We start from the raw sequence: 19,047 nt of genomic DNA, 5'->3' as shown, positions 1-19,047 counted from the left end.
TGTGACGCTGCGTCTTTCTGCCCAAGTTAGAGGACTTGTCCCCACGCACTGACTAATGTCAAGGCTGCGGCCGTGAACGCTGGGTCGGCACGCAGGCTGGCCATGGCATCCAGGTCGTCCTGGGTCAGCAACCCGAGTTTGAGCAGCGCTGGCCCTGCCTGTGCGGTGGTCGCAGCCCAGAAGATGTCGGCTGGGCTGTTGTCGCCGATTCGGCCTTCGAGGGTGCGATGCCCCACATTGGAGAACCCTCGATCACGCAAGCGGCCGGGGAGCGTATCGGCCCAGAGCATGTCGGAACCAATGGACCGCTCGAGGAGAGTGACTCCGGCCTGGGCGATTTTTCGGAACAACGGGTTCGCGGTGTTCAAGCTCGGTTGCAGGCTGACGTCCTCGATCACCAGCCAGCCACCCGGACGGACCCAGGTGGCGGCTCGCGTCAATATGTCCTCACGTTCGGTGAGGTGGCACAGCAGTGCTCGAGCGTGCACCACGTCAAAGGAGGCAGCCGGAAAATCATCGGTAGCGACGTTATGGGTCATCACCCGAATACCGGGGATATTGGTCAGGAATCGTGTGTCGATGTCGGTCGCGGTGACAGTCGCATCGGGGTATCGCTTGCCCAGCCAGGCGGCGAGCGATCCGGCACCGGCGCCAAGATCGAGGATGGCAGGCTTGCCGGCAAGCTCCAGCTGATCAAAAACCGCGTGGCTCAACGGGTCGAAGGCCCGCTCAAGAGTGCGCAAGCGTTCCAATTGGCCTGCGTGCTGGTCGGCGAGATAGCTGCTGGTGTAGCCCGACGCTTGGGCAGTGTCAGTAGTGGTCACAGTACGACCTCCAGTCGATCAGGGCAGCGGTTGAGGAACCCACGTTCGGTGGGCGTGAATCCAGGTGCCCAGCGCACGTTTGGAAAGGTCTGTAGCAGCATGCGCGCGCCAATGGTGATCTCCATGCGTGCCAGCATCGATCCCAGGCAGAAGTGACGCCCTGCGCCGAAGGCGAAATGGCTGGTCGCCTGGTCGGTGCGCGACATATTGAAGGTGTCCGGGTCGCTGAACTGGTCCGGATCACGGTTGGCCGAACCGATCAGACAGGCCAGGGTCGCGCCAGCGGGAATCGTCCCTGACGGCAGTAGCAGCGGTTCACGGGCCTCCCGCAGGACGAGTTGCAACGGCGGGTTGCGTCGCAGGGTTTCGGCGAGCGCAGCGTCCATCAGCTCTGGATCAGCCATCACCGCCTCTTTGACGCCAGCCTCGTTCAACAGGTTGGCAATGAGATTCGCCAGGGCGCCGTGACTGGTCTCGCTGCCTGCAGTCATCAGGATCGCGCAGTAGGATCTCACGAACGTCTCGGACAACGGTTGACCGTCAATGCTTGCCGCCAGGAGCAGCGAGATCAAATCGTCTGCGGGCTCGGCCCGGCGAGCGTCGATGTGTGGCTGAATGAAATCGTAGAAACTGTCTCGATTGGATAACCCACCGGTCAACAGTGCCGGGTCCTGTCGATAGTTGCCCATGTAAGCGAAGCCGATGGCACACCAACGCTTTAGCTGCTCCACTTCCTCGCAGGTTTCAGCCGGGAGACCCAGCGCACGCGCCATCACCCGCACCGGCAGGGCAGCGGTGAAATCGGCAATGAGGTCTACCTGAGGTCGGCCGCGCATCTGCGCCAGCAGGTCTGTGGTCACTGAAATGATCGATGCTTCAAGGGCTACGAGCGCCTTGCTGCGAAACGCAGGGCTGAGCAACGCGCGGTGCTGTGCATGTTCGCACCCGTCCATCGTGACAATCGTGTGCCCCAGCAGCGGTCCAATCTGCCAGGTGTAGTTATTGTTGCTCGCCCCGGGATGGGTCAATGCCGCCTTTACATCCACATGCCGGCTGACCAGCCACACATCAGTGGCCTCGTCATACACGATCGGCAGTGTGGTACGTAAACGCTCATACAAGGGGTAAGGGTCGATTTCAAACTGCCGGGATTTCAGGGTCGGCGGGGTAAGTGCGAGGTCCACTTGCCGGTCGCCCTGAGCCGCAGAGTCGGCGGCATGCAGGTGATAGCGAGAAACGCTGCGATGCCAGTCGCCAGCCGCACGGACAACCTGACGCAGCCGGTCCGGGTCAGGTGCTGCGCATGGCCGATGATCGGCTTGCTGGGCAGCGACCGCAGTGAACTGCGCAACCGCCGTGTTGACCATCTGGTGGGCGGATTCAATTGCGCCAGGCCAGTCTGTGCCAGCGGTGTCCGCCAGGATCGACACCAGGTTGAAGCGCTCACCACACACCACATCTTTGGCAATCGAATGGATATCGTTGGTCCAGGCGATGATATCGGCGCCGTGTTCACGCAGCGTATTCCACCATTGGGTGTCCGCCGGATGCGCGTATGGGTCAAGGGTTTCGGCCCCGTCGATGAGATCAAAGAAGAACAGTGCGCCGAACGAATCCCGACGCAACGGCAGATACTCGTCCAGCGTGAGTGCCGCGCCGGTTTCCCGCAGCCGTACCAGCGTCGCCTGTGCGCGCAAATGTTGGATCAGATGCCCCACGAGCCTATGCCGCCAACGGTCGTCGCCCCAACACTGGGTCTGGGGCCACAGATCATCGGCCAGCACGACGAGCATAGGGTCATCAAATCGGCCGGTTTCACCTGACGGGTCAGCCTCGGCGCTCTCTGTCAAAGCCTTCACGGCGGTGATGAAACGGTCCAACGCACCGTTTTCCGCCCAGGGTCCATCATCGATGCGGTCATCAAGCGTGAGCGCCCAGAGATACCAGCACACCAGAATCTCGGCTCGGGGCGTGGGTGCCCTGCCACACAACGCCATTCCCAGGTCGAGCAGCGTGGTGGTGCTCAACCGATGCGCACCGCGGCGGCCGATCAAGCCATAGCGCTGTGCCCAAGCGAGCGCATGTGCGCGCAACCGGTCACTGTCGCAGCGCGGGGGCGAACTGGCGAAAGGAAGCCGGATCTCGGGAATGATGAGTGGTGTCGGCGGTAAATCTCCGTTGTGGCGGGTTCCAGGATCGCCTTCGCAATGGGCAGGTGGCATGTTGATGCTCTTGAGTCAGTTTTTTAAGCGCCTGACGGTATTCGAAAATTAACAGTCCAGGGTGTGGGAAATATCTGAAGCTGTCTCAACAGAGCTCGAAGCCGGAGCGGGTAATCAACGTTGTTTGAACTGCTCCGGTGATTTGGCTGACAACTGCGTATGACTAATCAAGCTTCGATGGGTAAGGTGAAGCCACATTCCTTTTGCTGGAGCATCGCATGCGCACCATCGGCCTTATTGGCGGCATGAGCTGGGAGTCCAGCGCCGAGTATTACCGCCTCATCAACCAGCGCGTGCGCGACCAGCTCGGTCCACTGCGCTCGGCGCAAGTCTTGCTGTACAGCGTGGATTTCGGCCCGGTGGAACAGGCCCAGCATGCCGGGCGCTGGGACGATGCCGCGCTGATCCTGGAAGACGCCGCGCGCCGTTTGCAGGCGGGTGGCGCCGAGTGCGTGGTGCTGTGTACCAACACCATGCACCTTGTGGCGCCGCGGATTGAGGCGGCAGTTTCGATTCCCTTCCTGCATATTGCGGATGCTACGGCAGCCGCGGCCCTTGAGGCGGGCACCTTGACGGTGGGCTTGCTCGGTACCGCGTTCACCATGGAACAGGACTTCCTTAAATCCCGTCTCGCTGCCCAGGGCCTGACCGTGCTGGTGCCTGACGCGGACGAGCGCAGGGATGTGCACCGAATCATCTATGAGGAGTTGTGCGTGGGGCTCATCAGCGACGCCTCTCGCCAGGTATACCAGCGGGTGATCCAGACGCTCGCCGCACGCGGCGCCCAGGCGATCATCCTGGGCTGCACGGAAATCTGCCTGCTGATCCAGCCCGAACACAGCGAGCTGCCCTTGCTGGACACCACCGCGCTGCATGCGCAGGCTGCGGTGGCGTTTGCTCTAGCGGATCAAGCTGACTTGCGCAGGCGCGCCATGCTCAAGGTGTCGACGAACACACCATCGCGCAGGGCGTAATCGCGCAACCGCCCTTCCACTTCGAAGCCGAACTTGCGATACAGGTTATGTGCGGCTTCGTTGTCGGCGTAGACCGTCAGTTCTACACGGTGCAGGTTCATCCAGTTGTCGGCCACATCCAGCGCGGCCGTCAACAGCCGCGAGCCTACGCCCTTGCCCTGCCAGGCGGTCGCCACGCCCATGCCGAACGAACCGACGTGGCTCTGGCGTACGCGCAGGTACTGCTCCAGTCCCAGTTGACCAATTACCTCTCCCCCATGCACCGCCACCAGTTGCAGGCGCCGCTCGTTATCCATGACCAAGCGTTTGCGCCAGGCTTCAACTGACTGGAAAGGCATTTGCAGCACCTGACGGCAGACGGCCGGTTCGTTGTAGAGCGCGGCGACGCCCTCGAGGTGGGCCTCGGTAAAGCGCTGGATCACGATATGGGGTTCAGGTGTGTGCATTGCGTTTCATCCTATGAAAGACAAGTGGCCGGCCAGTGTAGAGGCAAAGTCGCCAGCCTGACGAGCCCGACGTTTTCCCACAATTGAACCGGCGCCATCCTGCATCTGAACGATGGCGATCAGGCTGGGCTGCGTTGATACTCAACCCAGGCCCTGCCACCTCAACCCAAGGTTCCGGCCTTCACCCTGTGACGAAAACAACAAAAATGTCCCACAGAGGAATACCCATGAGCCACCTTGATCCCCCGGGCCTGTTGCAAGCCTTCAGCACGTTGACCCTGGATCTGCAACGCCTTGCCCAGCACCAGGAAATCGAACATTTTCAACACCATGCCCTGGCGCGCCTCAGCCAGTTGCTCGCATTCGACAGCGCCTGGTGGGGACGCTCCGCGGTGATCGAGGGCCTGCCGCAAGAGCACAGCAGCTGCCTCTACCATTTGCCGCCTGGCTATCTGGTGGACTGGCAGTCGATCCGCCATCTGGACGTGACCGTCGGCCGTGTACATGCAACGCCAGGCCAGGCGGTGATCGTCGACATGCGCGACCCCGACAACGGCAGCGCCTTGAATTGGCTGGGGCAACGCCACGGCTTGGGCGAATTGTTGTGCGTGATCCATATCGACCCGCAAACCCACCTCAGCGACCACCTGACGCTGTACCGCAAACCCGGTGCGCCCCGGTTCAGCGCCCATGACTGCCTGTTACTCAACAACCTGATGCTGCACCTGGTGGCGGCAGTCTCGGCGAACCAGATCCGCACCTTGGTGGCCATGCGTGAAACCCTCACCAGCCCGCGCAGTCTGGCCCTGGCGGTGTGTGACCCGCGAGGCGTCTTGCAATGCGCCGAGCGCGGCTTTATCGATTTGCTGCTCAGTGAATGGCCACGCTGGAACGGCCCCACCCTGCCGGTGCCCCTCGATGAGCGCGGCCATGAGGGCAAACACATCCAGATCCAGGCCTCGGCAGTGGGCGACCAATGGCTGTTGGCGGCGCGCATCAACCGCACCCTGCCCCAGCTCAGCCCACGGGAGAACGACGTGGCCCAAGGGTTTGGCGAGGGCAAAACCTATAAAGAGGTGGCCCGCGACCTTGGCCTCTCGCCCAATACCGTGCGCCATCATCTTCGCGCCATCTACACCAAGCTCGGGGTCAAGGACAAGGCGCGCATAGCGCACCTGGTACACGCCCCGCCCGACTGATCCCGCCCCTGATCTCGCGGTTCTGCCCCGATCGTTTTCACGGTCACGGGCTGCTGTTGCCCAGTTTTTGGCTGCCTATTACAAGAGACGCCTCACTATGACTCGCACACGCCTATATAAACTGACGGTGCTGCTCGGCGGCACCCTGCTCAGCCTCGACAGCCAGGCTGCCGACCTCAACGCCCGGGACTTTTTTGGCGCCCCACCGGGCACCAGCCTGGGTGCGCTTTACCTGCCCGCCACCCGTGCCGGGGATTTTCATGGCCCGGCTGACAGCACCGGCAAGGCCGATCTGAAGGTCAACGCTGTGGCCTACCGCCAGGTGTATTTCACCGATGCCTGCGGCACTTTGTGTACGCCGCAATTCATCTTGCCCTTTGCCGACATCACCGCGCGCTTGCCCGGCGCCGAACAACGTAGCCGCGAACGTGGCATGGGCGACCCACAGGTAGGCGGCACGGTGTTTTTCATCAATGATCCGGCCTCGCGCACCTACAGTGGCCTGCTAAGCCTGATCACCGTACCGGTGGGCGAATACCACAGTCAAAACCCGGATGTGTCCCCCGGTGCCAATCGCTGGGGTGCCACCTTTGTCTACAACTATACCCAGGGCATCGGCGAAAAATGGGTGCTCGAAGCCAACCTCGAAGCCCAGCTCTATGCCAGCAATGACGACTACTTTGGCAGCGAACTCAAGCAAGCTCCGCTGTATCGCCTTCAAGCCTTTGCCTCTTATGACTTCAGCGCCACCACGTACGGGGCATTGCGCCTGATCCAGGCCGACGGCGGTGCGCTGCGCATCAATAATCGCCGCATTGACGACACCCACAAGCGCTACACCCAGGTCGGCTTCGAACTCGGGCATTGGCTCGACCCGCAGAACCAACTGATGGTCAGCCTTTCGCAGAACGTCGCGGCTTCCAATGGCTATGCCGGGACCGAGGCGTTGTTGCGTCTGGTCCACGTGTTCTGACCCCCACTCCTGGAGCTTGAAGATGCCCACTCAATCTTATGCGGCAAAGGCACGGCTGGCGGCGATCGTGTTGTTTGCCGCGATCACCCCGACCATCCTGATGACCGCTCCCGCCGTGGCCGCGCAGTTGGCCAGCCAGTGGCAACTGAGCCCGGCGCGCATTGGCGATTTGTTTTCCGTCGAGCTGGGCGCGATGAGCCTGGCCACGTTGCCCGCCTGGTGGTGGCTCAAACGCGTTGACTGGCGAGTAGCGGCCCTGGTCGCTGCGCTGCTGTTTATCGCGGCCAACCTGTTGTCGATGCTCGCCGACACCTATGCGGTTTTACTGATGCTGCGCTTTACCAGCGCCTTGGCCGGCGGTTCATTGATGATCCTCTGCCTGGCCAGTGCCGCCACTACCGTCAACCCCAGTCGGGTGTATGGGTTGTGGGTGATGGGGCAATTGGTCGTCGGCGCCGTCGGCCTTGTGGTGCTGCCTGGGTTGTTCGAACGGTTTGGGTTGAATGCCTGTTACCTGCTCCTGGCGGGGTTGATGACCTTGCTGTTGCCCCTGGCCCGGGCGTTTCCCGTCGGCAGCTCTGCGACACAGGCGAGCGACGGCCCTCCATTGCCCCGTTCACGCTGGAAAGCCGCGCTGGGAATCGGCGCGGTGCTGGCCTTTTACATCAGCCTCGGTGGCGTCTGGACCTTTATTGGTGCCTTGGGCGCCAGTGTCGGGATCTCTGCGCAGCACAGCGGCGAAGTACTCGCCATCGCCACGGCAATGGGGATTGCCGGTGCCGCAAGTGCATCGCTGATCGGCGCGCGCCTGCCACGTGGAGTGCTGTTATTTGTGGGCTATGCGCTGATGGCTGCCGCTGTCCTGCTTTTACTCGGCCAGCCCGCTCTGCTGCGGTTTGCACTGGCAGCGCTGCTGTTCAAGTTCACCTGGACCTTCATCCTGCCGCTGGTCCTGGCCTGTCTTGCCGACCTCGATCACAGCGGCAAGCTGATGAACGCTTCGAACCTGGTGATCGGCGGCGGCCTGGCTATCGGCCCCGCCATTGCCGGCCGCCTGATCGAGGCCAGCGGTGGGTTCACCCTGCTGCTGCTTGGGGCTGCCGTTATTACGCTGCTGTCCCTGGTGATGATCCTCGCCAGCCGTCCCAATTACCCTGCTGAACTGGAGCCGGTATGAACCGAACCACCGCATTTTTTTTCGATGAAATGAGCCTTTGGCACAGCGCCGGCGCCCACGCGCTGACCTTGCCCGTGGGCGGCTGGGTACAGCCGCCGGCCGGCAGCGGGCATGCCGAATCACCTGAGACCAAGCGCCGCTTGAAGAGCTTGTTGGACGTGTCCGGGTTAAGCCGCCACCTGCACCTGCGCAGCGCACCGTCAGCCACAGAAGAGGACTTGCTGCGAGTCCACACCAGCGCCTACCTGCAACGCTTCAAGGCCCTGAGCGATGCCGGCGGCGGCGAGCTTGGCCCGCAGGCGCCGATTGGGCCGGGCAGCTACGAGATCGCCCGACTCTCCGCCGGCCTGACCCTCGCCGCCGTGGACGCCGTGCTCAAGGGCCAGGCGCACAATGCCTATTCGCTGTCCCGGCCACCGGGGCACCACTGCCTGGCAGACAGCGCCATGGGCTTCTGCTTTCTCGCCAACATTGCCATCGCCATCGAAGCGGCCAAGGCCCATAACGGGCTCGGCAAAGTCGCCGTGATCGACTGGGATGTGCACCACGGTAATGGCACGCAATCGATCTTCGAGGAGCGCGCTGATGTGTTGACGGTGTCACTGCACCAGGATGCATGCTACCCGCCCGGCTACAGCGGCGAGCAGGACCGAGGCCGCGGCGCCGGCCTGGGTGCCAACATCAACATTCCCTTGCCGCCGGGCAGTGGTCACGCCACCTATTTGCAGGCGATGGAACGCATCGTAGTGCCAGCCCTTGAGCGTTTCGAACCAGAGCTGATCATCGTCGCCTGCGGTTATGACGCCAACGCCGTCGACCCGCTGGCGCGCATGCTACTGCACAGTGAGTCGTTCCGGCTGATGACCCGCACCCTGTGCCTGGCTGCCGAACGCTTGTGTCAGGGGCGCCTGGTGCTGGTGCACGAAGGTGGCTACAGCGAAGCCTATGTGCCGTTTTGCGGGTTGGCGACCCTGGAGGAATTGAGCGGCGTGCGCACGGCGGTAGACGACCCGATGCTGGAGTTTGTGCAGTTGCAGCAGCCCGGTGCGGCGCTGTTGGGGTTTCAGGAGCAGTGGGTGGAGCGCTTGGCGCAAGGAGCTACCGACTGTCCCGCATGCGCCAAACCTCTACTTTCATAAATGACAGGTAGCCTGATCAGGACTGGGTGCGCCCTGTCCAATAACTACCCTCGCCCATGACTCCCGCTGAACTGAGCGGTGCCACTCGAAAGACGTAGTTGGTACCCGGCTCCAGGTTGTCAAAAGTGGCGGTGGTTTCTTCTTGGATATTGGGCCTCTCCATATCCTCACTTGAGACTTCATAGGTAGCGGCGTCAGGTAACTTTTCCCAGCGGATGGTGATCGACGTTCGCCCTTGCTCCGATGTCTCCAAGCCGCCTAATTGACTTGGACGATGTTCGCTTAACGTCGACGTCAATACCTGTGTGGGCTCGCTCTCGCCGTCTGGAGTGCAGGCAACGACACTGAAAATGTATTTCCCGTCCCCCTCACGGCTCAAACCAGCAGCGGGATACGCCGTTTGATATTTATTGCGGGCGACTGTCGTTTTGTCGTCAGGGTCACCCACCGGATAATAGGTGAGTTTATAGCCATCGACCTCGCCACTTGCCATCGCCCAATGTACCCAGATTCCGTCGGGCACATCGTTGAAGTCAACGCCAACAAATCTGATTTTCCTGGGTTTTTCGGGTTTGTCGGGAACCTCATAGGGAACAAAGGTCGTACCCCCCTGGCGGCTACCGCCTGTGACCCGAACTGAGTACCTCACGCCGGTTTTCAGCCCGGAGAAGCCAGTTTCATTGCCTTGTACGAGCCTAATGCTCTCGTCGCCCTGAGGAAACTCCCAGTATGCAACGGTGTATTGTGCTGCGCTATTACCGTCCCATGTGATCTTTGCCGACGTGGAACTCGTAATCTCGACGTTTACATTGAGCCGGTTATTGAGTGGTTCGTTCATGACATGAGCCCTTTTGACGGAGTGGCATAGACGATTGCATCCCCTTGTTCGAACCAAAGGGAGCACTCAATAAACGCCTAAGGGCATTCTGCGTCTACTGTCATAACTAACAGGTCCCTAGGTTTTTGCGACCAATGAAATTCCGCCCCCCACGTCAGTCCTGGGCTTGGTTTATTGCCAAGCGCCACACCCGCCCGATATCCGCAGCCCGCTCGCGCAACAGCCGCGGTGCCTCGCGGCAGGCCTGCTCCAGGCTCATCGGCCCCGATGGCAAGGCAAATGCTGCGTCCACCCCGTGGGCGTACATCTGCTCGTAACCGTCGCCCAATGTGCCCGCGATCACAATGACCGGGACTCCATGCCGCTGGGCGATGCGCGCCACGCCAAACGGGGTTTTGCCGCGCAGGGTCTGGGCGTCGAAGCGGCCTTCGCCGGTGATCACCAGGTCGGCACCGCGCACCGCCTCATCAAGGCCGACCAGTTCGGCGACCACCTCCACCCCCGGGCGAAATTGCGCACCGAGAAATGCCTTGGCGGCAAAGCCAAGGCCACCGGCGGCGCCGCTGCCGGGTTGGTCGCGCACATCGTTGGGCAACACCTGGGCGCAGTGGTCAGCGAAGTGGCCGAGGGCGGCGTCCAGTTGTGCCACTTGCTCGGGGCTCGCGCCTTTTTGCGGGCCGAAAATCGCTGAGGCGCCGTGGGGGCCACACAGCGGATTGTTGACGTCGGCGGCAATTTCAAAGCGCACCTGTGCCAGGCGCGGGTCGAGCGTTTCAAGGCTGATACGCGACAGGCGCGCCAACGCCAGACCGCCAGGGGGCAGTGGCTGACTTTCGCCATCGAGAAGTTGCACGCCAAGGGCCTGCATCGCACCCGCCCCGCCGTCGTTGGTGGCACTGCCGCCAATCGCCAGGATGATGCGCTGCGCCCCAGAATCCAGCGCGGCGCGGATCAATTCGCCGGTGCCGTAGGTCGTACTAGAGCATGCGTCGCGCTGCCCCGGCGCGACCAGTTGCAAGCCGCTGGCCTCGGCCATCTCAATGATCGCGGTATGGCTGTCAGCCAACCAACCCCAGCGCGCCTCAACGGTGCCGCCCAATGGCCCTCGGACCGTTTGCCGGCGCAGCTCGCCATTACACGCGGCGAGCACCGCATCCACCGTCCCCTCCCCGCCATCGGCCATCGGGCACTGAACCAAGTGTGCATCCGGCCAGACCTGCGCCAACCCCGCGGCAATCGCCTGGGCGACACCTGCGGCACTCAGGCTATCCTTGAACGAGTCGGGGGCGATGATGATTTTCATGGGGTTTCTCCGGTTTTTATAACGCCCATGCTGCCAGTTGGCTTGGGTAATGACGCCGGTCCGATGCACAAGTGTGGGTGGGGTTTGTTGTTCATTGCTACAAAGCCTGGGGCAACAACTGCACACCCAGGTACAAGGCCAGCATGCCGTCGAGGGTCAGCGGGTCAACGCCGCTGAGTTCGGCAATCCGCTCCATGCGGTAGCGCAGACTGTTGCGATGAATGCCCAAGGCATCCGCACAGGCCTGGCTTTGCCCGTCGTGTTCGCACCAACTGCGCAAGGTGGCCAGCAGTTGTCCGTTGCTGTCTTTGGTCAGCACCTTGCGCAACGGGTTGAGCAATTCGTCCAGCGCGTCGTCGTTGCGATGACGCCAGAGCATGACCGGCAGCCGATAGCGGTTGAGGGTCAACAGCCGCGATTGCGGGAGGATATCGCGACCGTAAGCGAGCAGATCACCCACCCGGCGATAACAGCGGCGCAGCCCCGCCAAGCCCTCCGCTTGCCCGCCGACGGCAACGCGCAGGATGTTCCAGCCCAGGCCGTCGAGTTTTTCCAGCAAGCGAGGGTTGTCGACCTGCACCGCAGCGGGTCGGCACCACAGCAGGGAAAACTGCGCGCAGCTGACACACCAACTGTCCGGGTAACGGCTGGTGAGCCATGCGCTCAGGGCCTCCGCTGATTGGCCCGCACCCAGCTCGAACAGATACGGCGTGCGCGCCAGCTGCGGCTTGAGCCCCAGTTGCTGGGCTTCGTCGACCAGACGCGGTGAGTCGCCGCTGTCGGCCAGCAGCAAGGCCAGCAGGTCATCGCAACGCTGACGCCGCCATTGCTGCTCGGCTTGCTGGTGGCGGTGGCTGACCAGCATTTCAGCGGTCATGCGCACCAGTTCGGCATAGGTGCGCAGCCCATCCGGTTCGCCAGTGATACCAAGCACGCCGATCAGGCGTTGATCATGCAGCAGCGGCAGGTTAATGCCCGGCTGCACGCCCTTGAGGTGCTTGGCGGTCTGCCCGTCGATTTCCACCACGCGACCATTGGCCAAGACCAGTTGCGCGCCTTCGTGGCGAGTATTGATACGCTCCTGCTCGCCGCTGCCGAGGATCAGGCCCTGGCTGTCCATGACGTTGACGTTATAGGGCAGGATTGCCATGGTGCGATCGACAATCTCCTGCGCCAAGTCATGATCAAGCTCGAACATGGGGCTAATTTCCTAAAAAACGGGTTGTTCACCGGCACAGCGCAAAGCCTGCTTCACTGTGCGCCAGCACAAAGACAGTCGCCCATCACGTCACCGAGACTGTTGGGGCGGTCAACGTTACCCTCGCACCGCGAAAAATCATAATAAAGAGAGATTCCCATGTCACAGAGCGCCACTGCCGCACTGGCTAGCGATGACGATAAAAATGCCATCTATAAGCGCATCACCCTGCGCCTGATCCCCTTCATCTTTATCTGCTACCTGTTCAACTACCTGGACCGGGTGAACGTTGGCTTTGCCAAGTTGCAGATGCTCGATGCGTTGAAGTTCAGCGAAACCGTGTACGGCCTGGGTGCCGGGATTTTCTTTATCGGCTACGTGCTGTGTGGCGTGCCGAGCAACCTGGCGCTGACCAAGTTCGGCCCACGGCGCTGGATCGCATTGATGATGATTGTGTGGGGCACGCTGTCCACGTGCCTGCTGTTTGTGACCACGCCCACGCATTTCTACACGTTGCGCCTGTTTACCGGTGCTGCGGAAGCCGGCTTCTTCCCCGGTGTGGTGCTGTATCTCTCGCAGTGGTTCCCGACCTTCCGACGTGGTCGGATCATGGCACTGTTCATGTCGGCAATCCCGGTGTCCGGCTTGCTCGGCAGCCCGTTTTCCGGCTGGATCCTCAATCACTTTGCCGCCGGTCAAGGTGGCTTGGCGGGCTGGCAGTGGATGTTCCTGCTGCAAGGCATCCCGACCGTGATCCTCGGCGCCCTCGCCTACTTCCTGCTCAGTGACAGCTTCGCCAACGCCACGTGGCTCAAGCCCCATGAGCGTGCGGTGCTGGAAGCCGACCAGGCCACGGACCTGGCGAACAAGCCCCGAACCACCACCGACTCCCTGGCCGAAGTGTTCAAGAACCCGGCGATCTGGGCATTCGGGCTGATCTACTTCTGCATCCAGAGTGGCGTATATGCGATCAATTTCTGGCTGCCGTCGATCATCAAGAACCTGGGTTTCAGCGATAACCTGGTGATTGGTTGGCTCAGCGCGATCCCGTATCTGCTGGCGGCGGTGTTCATGTTGCTGGTGGGGCGCTCCGCTGACATGCGCAAGGAGCGTCGCTGGCACCTGGTGGTGCCGATGTTGATGGGGGCAGTCGGCCTGGTGATCGCGGTGAATTTCGCCACCACACCGGCCATTGCCATTCTCGGCTTGACCATCGCCACTATGGGCGCCCTCACCGGCTTGCCGATGTTCTGGCCGGTGCCTACCGCGATGCTCAGCGCGGGCGCCGCGGCGGGAGGGTTGGCGTTGATCAACTCCATGGGGCAGATGGCGGGCTTTCTCAGCCCGTATATCGTGGGGTTTGTGAAGGATGCCACCGGGTCTACGGATGTGGCGCTGTATCTGCTGGCGGGGGTGATTGTCGCGGGTAGTGTGTTGGCTTTGCGTATGACGCGTACCTTGAAGGTATAACAACACGTGTGGGAGCAAGCCCGCTCCCACATTTTGCCCAGTGTCTACAGCTGACCACCGCCGTCGATATCGATCACAGCGCCGGTCATAAAGCCATTTTCCATGGCCAGTACATAACCCGCCGCCACTTCTTCAGCCTGCCCTACCCGGCCAACCGGCAAGGCTCCACCAGCCTTGGCAAACATCGCCAAACGCTGCTCCTCGCAAAGCCCTGCATAGGCCGGTGTATCAATCACGCCGGGGCTGATGACATTGACCCGACGCGGTGCCAGCTCTTTGGCCAGTTGCTTGCCCAGCGCTTCGGTCGCTGCATTGATGCCGGTCTTGATGAACTGCCCCGCAGCCAATTTGCGCCCCAGCTGGCCCGAGGTCAGGATGATACTGCCGTGTTCATGCAGAAACGGCAGCGCTTGTTGAATCGCACGTAGCGCCCCCCAAAGTTTCACGTTGAAGTTGTCCTGGGCTTCGTCCAGGTCGGTTTCGATCAAGGTCTTGGCCCGCACCGAGGGCCCCGAGGTGTAGACCAGATGGTCAAAGTGCCCCACCGTTTCGAACAATCTCTGCAGGGAGGCGCTGTCAGTGACGTCCACTGGTTCGCTGCGTACGCCGTTGTCGATACCGGGCATCAAGCGACGCCCGGCCAGCACCACCTGCGCACCACGAGCGATGGCGGCCAGGGCTACGGCGGCGCCTATACCGCTGCTGCCGCCAATCACGATGACGGTTTTACCGTTGAGGGAAGATGTCATGGGCTAACTACCTGGGTGAGAACGTGAGTGTTCATCTTCCCAGCTTGGCAATCAGCGAAAAATCCCGGTAAAACGACAAGATCTTTAAAGGATTTTTATTAATGAGTTCGATCCTCGACCTTGAAGTCTTCGTGCGCAGCGCCGACACCGGCAGCTTGACGGCCGCCGCCCGTGGGCTTGGCCTGACCCCGGCGGCGGCCAGTATTGCGCTCAAGCGCCTTGAAACCCGGCTAGGCATGCGCTTGCTCGCCCGCTCCACGCGGAGCATGCGCCTGACCGAAGAAGGCCGGCGATATCTGGACAGCGTGCGGGTGGCACTGGAAGCCTTGTCGGAAGGCGAACACGCCATCAAGCAACAAGGCCAAAGCCTCAGCGGCCTATTGCAGTTGGCGGCGCCCTCGGATTTTGGCCGCAATGTGCTGCTGGGCTGGCTGGACGAGTTCAAGCTCGAACACCCGAATATCCGCCTGCAACTGTTGCTCAACGACACCAATGCCGATTTGTTTCGCGACACCGTCGACATTGCCTTGCGGTTTGGCGTACCGAGGGATTCGAGCCTGGTGGCGCTGCCGGTGGTGCCCGACCACCGGCGCATTCCTTGCGCCAGCCCCGAATACCTGGCGCGCCATGGCACGCCACGTACGCCAGCAGACTTGGCACGACACAGCACGTTGCGTTACATGCGTCGGGGGCAGGCGAATAACACCTGGTATTTTCGCCAAGGCGCACTGCTCCAGGAAGTCGAAGTCAGCGGTGACTACCTCAGCGATGACGGCGAAATTGTGCGGCGTTGGGCTTTGACGGGCCACGGCATCGCCTATAAAGCCAACCTGGACATCGCACGTGATCTCCAGGCCGGCCGGCTGGTGGCCCTGTTGCCCGACTGGCAAGGCGAGCCAACCCCGTTCAACTTGATGTGCCCTCACCGCCTGCAAGTGTCGGAGCGCGTGAAAGTGTTGCATCGTTTTCTACAACAACGCTGCCAGACTTTGCTGCGCGCATGAATAAACGCGCCCCGGGCTTGTTCCAGAGCGGTCGGGTCTGGTATTGCATCACTCATGTTTACCTGCCATGAGGAGCTTTGCATGATTTACCGCACATTGGGCCAGTCCGGGTTGAGGGTCAGCGCACTGACCCTTGGCACCATGATGTTTGGCGAACAGACCAGCACCGAAGACTCGCTGCGGATCATCGACAAGGCCTGGGATCAGGGCATCAATTTTATCGACACGGCTGACGTCTACACTGCCGGGCGCTCCGAAGAGATCGTCGGCGAAGCCATTGCGCGCAATCGCCAGGATTGGGTACTGGCCAGCAAAGTCGGCTTCGGCCCTGCCGATGGCTTGCCCAACCGCAGTGGTTTGAGCCGCAAGCGCGTCTTCAATGCGCTGGAGGCCAGCCTTGCGCGCCTGGATACCGATTATCTGGACATCTACTACCTGCACCGTGAAGACCACGACACCCCGTTGGAAGTGACGGTGTCGGCCATCGGTGACCTGATCCGCCAAGGCAAGATCCGCTACTGGGGCCTGTCCAACTACCGGGGCTGGCGCATTGCTGAGGTGATTCGCGTGGCCGAGCGTCTGGGGGTGGATAAACCGATCATCAGCCAGCCGCTGTACAACATCGTCAACCGTCAGGCCGAGACGGAGCAGATCACTGCAGCGGCGGCCTATGGGTTGGGCGTAGTGCCTTATAGCCCGCTGGCCCGTGGGGTGCTCAGCGGCAAGTACGCGCCTGATGTCACACCCGAGCCTGGCAGCCGCGCCGCGCGCCAGGACAAGCGCATCCTGGAAACCGAATGGCGGATGGAGTCGCTGCGTATCGCCCAGCAGATCCAGCAATACACCCAGGGGCGCGGCGTTGGGATCGTGGAATTCGCGATTGCCTGGGTGCTGAACAACGCGGCGGTGAGTTCGGCGATTGTCGGGCCGCGTACCGAGGCGCAGTGGGATGCGTATACAGGCGCCCTGGCGGTGAGGATTACGCCAGAGGATGAGGCCTTTATTGATTCGTTGGTCACACCGGGGCATTCGTCCACGCCGGGATTCAATGATGTCGGTCATTTCGTCTCGGGCCGCGTGGCACGCACTTAGTGGCGAGCGAGCAAGCAAGCTCCCTCGCCACATGATGCGACGAAACCGAAAAACTTTTGCGCTAAAAGCACCATAATCCCCTGCTGAAGTTTCCCTCTTTGTGTATCAGTCGGTTTTCGCGAGGACAGCGTGTCTAAAGGTGTTGTGTTATCGGTATTGGCCTCGGTGTTGTTTGCCGTGATGTATTACTTCACGTCGTTGCTCACCCCTCTGAGCGGCCTGGAGATTTTTGGTTGGCGCATGCTGCTGACCGTGCCCTGTATGACAGTGTTCATGATCGTCAGCGGAGAATGGCGTCGTGTGTGGGAATTGCTGCGCATGCTCGCGTCCAAGCCACGCCTGATCGGCGGTGTGCTGGTGTCTTCTGCCTTGCTTGGCGTGCAGTTGTGGCTGTTCATGTGGGCCCCGCTGAACGGGCGCAGCCTGGATGTGTCGGTGGGGTATTTCCTGTTGCCGCTGACCATGGTGCTGACGGGGCGCCTGGTGTATGGCGAGCGGTTGTCGCGCCTGCAACAGATCGCGGTGTTTTTCGCCGTCCTCGGGGTTCTTAACGAGTTGTATCAGGCCGGTGGTTTTTCCTGGGCGACGCTGGTGGTGATCATCGGCTACCCGGTCTATTTCGTGGTCCGTAAGTACCTGACCACCGATCATCTGGGCGGTTTGTGGCTGGACATGGCACTGATGCTGCCGGTGGCGTGGTGGTTTGTGCAGAGCGGCGAGCAGGGTTTTGCCGTGCTCGATGTATACCCCAAGCTGTACGCACTGATTCCGATGCTGGGGTTGATCAGCGCGTCGGCGCTGGTGAGCTACATTATCGCCAGCCGCTTGCTCGCCTTCAGCCTGTTCGGGCTGCTCAGCTACGTGGAACCGGTGTTGTTGCTGGCGGTAGCGCTATTGCTGGGAGAAGGGATCAAGGGCGGCCAATGGTTGACTTACATTCCAATCTGGCTGGCCGTGATGGTGCTGGTGTATGAGGGATTCAAGCATCTGGTGCGTCAGCGACGGGCCTGAGTGGCAGGCCGGGATGGATGTCGGTGGCGGGGGCATCCATACCCCTCTTTGCTACAGCATGGGCTGATTCAGACCCTCACCTCGGTCGTCGGCTCTTCGGGCGCGCCGGCCGCATGCTCAATGGTGTCGGCCGCGGTGTTCAATCTATCCCTCCATGTGCCATAGATGGGAATACTGCTCTGGGCTGCACCGCCTATCGTTGTGATGTAGTTATCCATCGTCTCCTTATCAATACCAAACAGCTTGCCCAGCCGATTATCGTGGTTCAGTTCAAGCAGCGTTCCTGTGACCGGGTTTTTGAGGATCTCTTCGATGGAGTTGGCTATATCGTCAGGAACGCCCAGCGCTTTCAGCGCCGTCCCCAGGCCGTGTCCCGGGTTCCGGAGTTGTTTCAGGAATTCGTCCAGAAGCCCGCGCATATCGTTGGCGCCCACATTGTCCAGGGAAACGCTGGTGACTTTGCGGGTGTATTGATGGAGCGTCATCGGTTCAAGCGGCTTGTTTTCGTTCAGCCCGTTTTGAACGAAGTACCAATCCTTGCCGCTGCTGCCGTGCATGTTTCCATAAGCGTCATAGCTATACAGCACTTTCTGCCCATCCTCCCGATACCCGATATAGGTCGCCCTACCATCAGGCTCCAACTTGAAAAGTTGCGTGCGAACCAACCCATTGACGGGTGCGGGCGGGACGCTGGCACCTTTGTCCAAACGCGCGAAAATATCGCCCTTTTCGTAACCGAAACTTCCCACCACGGCATTGATGTCGCCATCGGCAAACGCGCCCAATTTATCGCTCACCCGCGCCATCTGTTTAGGCGCGTCGGGATTGGAAAAGTGATCTGCAAAGCGTGCTCGTTCGGCCGGGTCTTTGGCCACACCCTTTACCCATTCAGTTATCTCTTGCGCGGTGTTGAACTCATGAAACGACAATACTTTTTCTTCCGGCATATACACGAGAAAATTGGGCCCGTCGGCCGTGGGCGGCACTCGCTTGATGACCAGCATGTCTTTGGATTGAACACCATCGACAGCAAAGGTAGACACCTGTACGCCGGGCGCCCCCGGTTTACCAGGGTTCACCACCGCCTTCACAAGCTCATGCCCCTTGGGGCTTAAGTCACCACTGCCGAACTGTTCTTCACCCTCGTCGAGAAAGCGTTGGCGCGCCTGATCGATTGGATCCCCTTCAGCGGTTGAGCGGATATCACGGATTGGGCCTGCCTGGTTCGATGATACCGATGCGCCGATCTGTGGTTGAGTGGCGGGAAAATTCACAGTCATAATGTAGGCCTCTTAATTATTGAGGCGCAGGACTTTTCCTGCGTCCAACTCCCTAAGTGATATCTGGCGAAACAACTGTTCCAAGTGAGCCGAACGCTAATTACGACACGATGTAAAACGCACAAAAAAGCCCGGTAAAAACCGGGCT

The 19,047-nt window shown here is 61.0% G+C and carries 17 protein-coding genes; 9 read left to right on the top strand and 8 right to left on the bottom strand.

What is annotated here, in order from left to right; all coding sequences use genetic code 11:
- Positions 1-26: 26 nt before the first annotated feature.
- Positions 27-824 carry a class I SAM-dependent methyltransferase gene (locus JFT66_RS04500; RefSeq protein WP_198858844.1) on the bottom strand — a complete coding sequence of 266 codons (798 nt, stop codon included), beginning with the start codon at positions 822-824 and terminating at the stop codon, positions 27-29.
- A complete protein-coding gene (locus JFT66_RS04495) occupies positions 821-2,917 on the bottom strand; it encodes a cytochrome P450 (protein ID WP_233097013.1) in 2,097 nt (698 codons plus the stop codon). Before JFT66_RS04495 ends, JFT66_RS04500 begins: the two co-directional genes overlap by 4 nt.
- A gap of 347 nt (positions 2,918-3,264) precedes the next feature.
- On the opposite strand from JFT66_RS04495, the gene JFT66_RS04490 reads away from it, so the two are divergent.
- The gene (locus JFT66_RS04490; protein WP_233097012.1) at positions 3,265-4,020 is read left to right on the top strand and encodes an aspartate/glutamate racemase family protein; all 756 of its coding nucleotides are present in this window, start codon (positions 3,265-3,267) and stop codon (positions 4,018-4,020) included.
- On the opposite strand, the gene JFT66_RS04485 is transcribed toward JFT66_RS04490, so the two are convergent.
- On the bottom strand, positions 3,954-4,466 hold the full coding sequence (locus JFT66_RS04485) for a GNAT family N-acetyltransferase (protein ID WP_153839690.1): 513 nt from the start codon (positions 4,464-4,466) through the stop codon (positions 3,954-3,956). The two genes, JFT66_RS04490 and JFT66_RS04485, sit on opposite strands and share 67 nt — an antisense overlap.
- A 227-nt stretch (positions 4,467-4,693) precedes the next feature.
- On the opposite strand from JFT66_RS04485, the gene JFT66_RS04480 reads away from it, so the two are divergent.
- From JFT66_RS04480 to JFT66_RS04465, 4 genes are all read left to right on the top strand, one after another.
- The gene (locus JFT66_RS04480) at positions 4,694-5,665 is read left to right on the top strand and encodes a helix-turn-helix transcriptional regulator (protein WP_153839689.1); all 972 of its coding nucleotides are present in this window, start codon (positions 4,694-4,696) and stop codon (positions 5,663-5,665) included.
- A 97-nt stretch (positions 5,666-5,762) separates the two neighbouring features.
- On the top strand, positions 5,763-6,638 hold the full coding sequence (locus JFT66_RS04475) for a transporter (protein ID WP_198858842.1): 876 nt from the start codon (positions 5,763-5,765) through the stop codon (positions 6,636-6,638).
- A gap of 22 nt (positions 6,639-6,660) precedes the next feature.
- A complete protein-coding gene (locus JFT66_RS04470; protein ID WP_198858841.1) occupies positions 6,661-7,815 on the top strand; it encodes an MFS transporter in 1,155 nt (384 codons plus the stop codon).
- Positions 7,812-8,954 carry a class II histone deacetylase gene (locus JFT66_RS04465; protein ID WP_198858840.1) on the top strand — a complete coding sequence of 381 codons (1,143 nt, stop codon included), beginning with the start codon at positions 7,812-7,814 and terminating at the stop codon, positions 8,952-8,954. The genes JFT66_RS04470 and JFT66_RS04465 overlap by 4 nt, the downstream gene beginning before the upstream one ends.
- Before the next feature lie 16 nt (positions 8,955-8,970).
- On the opposite strand, the gene JFT66_RS04460 is transcribed toward JFT66_RS04465, so the two are convergent.
- The 3 genes from JFT66_RS04460 to JFT66_RS04450 all read right to left on the bottom strand — a co-directional run bounded on the left by JFT66_RS04460 (position 8,971) and on the right by JFT66_RS04450 (position 12,293).
- Positions 8,971-9,792, bottom strand: coding sequence for a fibronectin type III domain-containing protein (locus tag JFT66_RS04460; protein ID WP_198858839.1), 822 nt, complete (start codon positions 9,790-9,792; stop codon positions 8,971-8,973).
- A 154-nt stretch (positions 9,793-9,946) separates the two neighbouring features.
- A complete protein-coding gene (locus tag JFT66_RS04455) occupies positions 9,947-11,095 on the bottom strand; it encodes a glycerate kinase (protein ID WP_198858838.1) in 1,149 nt (382 codons plus the stop codon).
- A gap of 97 nt (positions 11,096-11,192) precedes the next feature.
- Complete coding sequence (locus JFT66_RS04450) at positions 11,193-12,293, bottom strand: sugar diacid recognition domain-containing protein (protein WP_198858837.1); 1,101 nt, start codon at positions 12,291-12,293, stop codon at positions 11,193-11,195.
- 159 nt (positions 12,294-12,452) lie between these two features.
- On the opposite strand from JFT66_RS04450, the gene JFT66_RS04445 reads away from it, so the two are divergent.
- On the top strand, positions 12,453-13,763 hold the full coding sequence (locus JFT66_RS04445; protein WP_198858836.1) for an MFS transporter: 1,311 nt from the start codon (positions 12,453-12,455) through the stop codon (positions 13,761-13,763).
- Positions 13,764-13,807: 44 nt separating this feature from the next.
- Here the strand turns inward: JFT66_RS04445 and JFT66_RS04440 are convergent, their stop codons facing one another.
- The gene (locus JFT66_RS04440; protein ID WP_034119629.1) at positions 13,808-14,512 is read right to left on the bottom strand and encodes an SDR family oxidoreductase; all 705 of its coding nucleotides are present in this window, start codon (positions 14,510-14,512) and stop codon (positions 13,808-13,810) included.
- A gap of 101 nt (positions 14,513-14,613) precedes the next feature.
- On the opposite strand from JFT66_RS04440, the gene JFT66_RS04435 reads away from it, so the two are divergent.
- From JFT66_RS04435 to rarD, 3 genes are all read left to right on the top strand, one after another.
- Positions 14,614-15,516, top strand: coding sequence for a LysR family transcriptional regulator (locus JFT66_RS04435; RefSeq protein ID WP_198858835.1), 903 nt, complete (start codon positions 14,614-14,616; stop codon positions 15,514-15,516).
- An 81-nt stretch (positions 15,517-15,597) separates the two neighbouring features.
- Positions 15,598-16,608: an aldo/keto reductase gene (locus tag JFT66_RS04430; protein ID WP_153839681.1), complete on the top strand. Its 1,011-nt coding sequence runs from the start codon at positions 15,598-15,600 to the stop codon at positions 16,606-16,608.
- A 129-nt stretch (positions 16,609-16,737) separates the two neighbouring features.
- Positions 16,738-17,619, top strand: coding sequence for an EamA family transporter RarD (gene rarD, locus JFT66_RS04425; RefSeq protein WP_162524978.1), 882 nt, complete (start codon positions 16,738-16,740; stop codon positions 17,617-17,619).
- A gap of 68 nt (positions 17,620-17,687) precedes the next feature.
- Here the strand turns inward: rarD and JFT66_RS04420 are convergent, their stop codons facing one another.
- On the bottom strand, positions 17,688-18,899 hold the full coding sequence (locus JFT66_RS04420; RefSeq protein WP_233097011.1) for a dermonecrotic toxin domain-containing protein: 1,212 nt from the start codon (positions 18,897-18,899) through the stop codon (positions 17,688-17,690).
- Between the last annotated feature and the right edge of the window lie 148 nt (positions 18,900-19,047).

It is taken from the genome of Pseudomonas sp. MF6755 (assembly GCF_016405635.1).
Taxonomy (GTDB): domain Bacteria; phylum Pseudomonadota; class Gammaproteobacteria; order Pseudomonadales; family Pseudomonadaceae; genus Aquipseudomonas; species Aquipseudomonas haemolytica.
The sequence above is the reverse complement of the archived record's forward strand: the minus strand, read 5'-3'. Positions and strand labels throughout refer to the sequence as shown.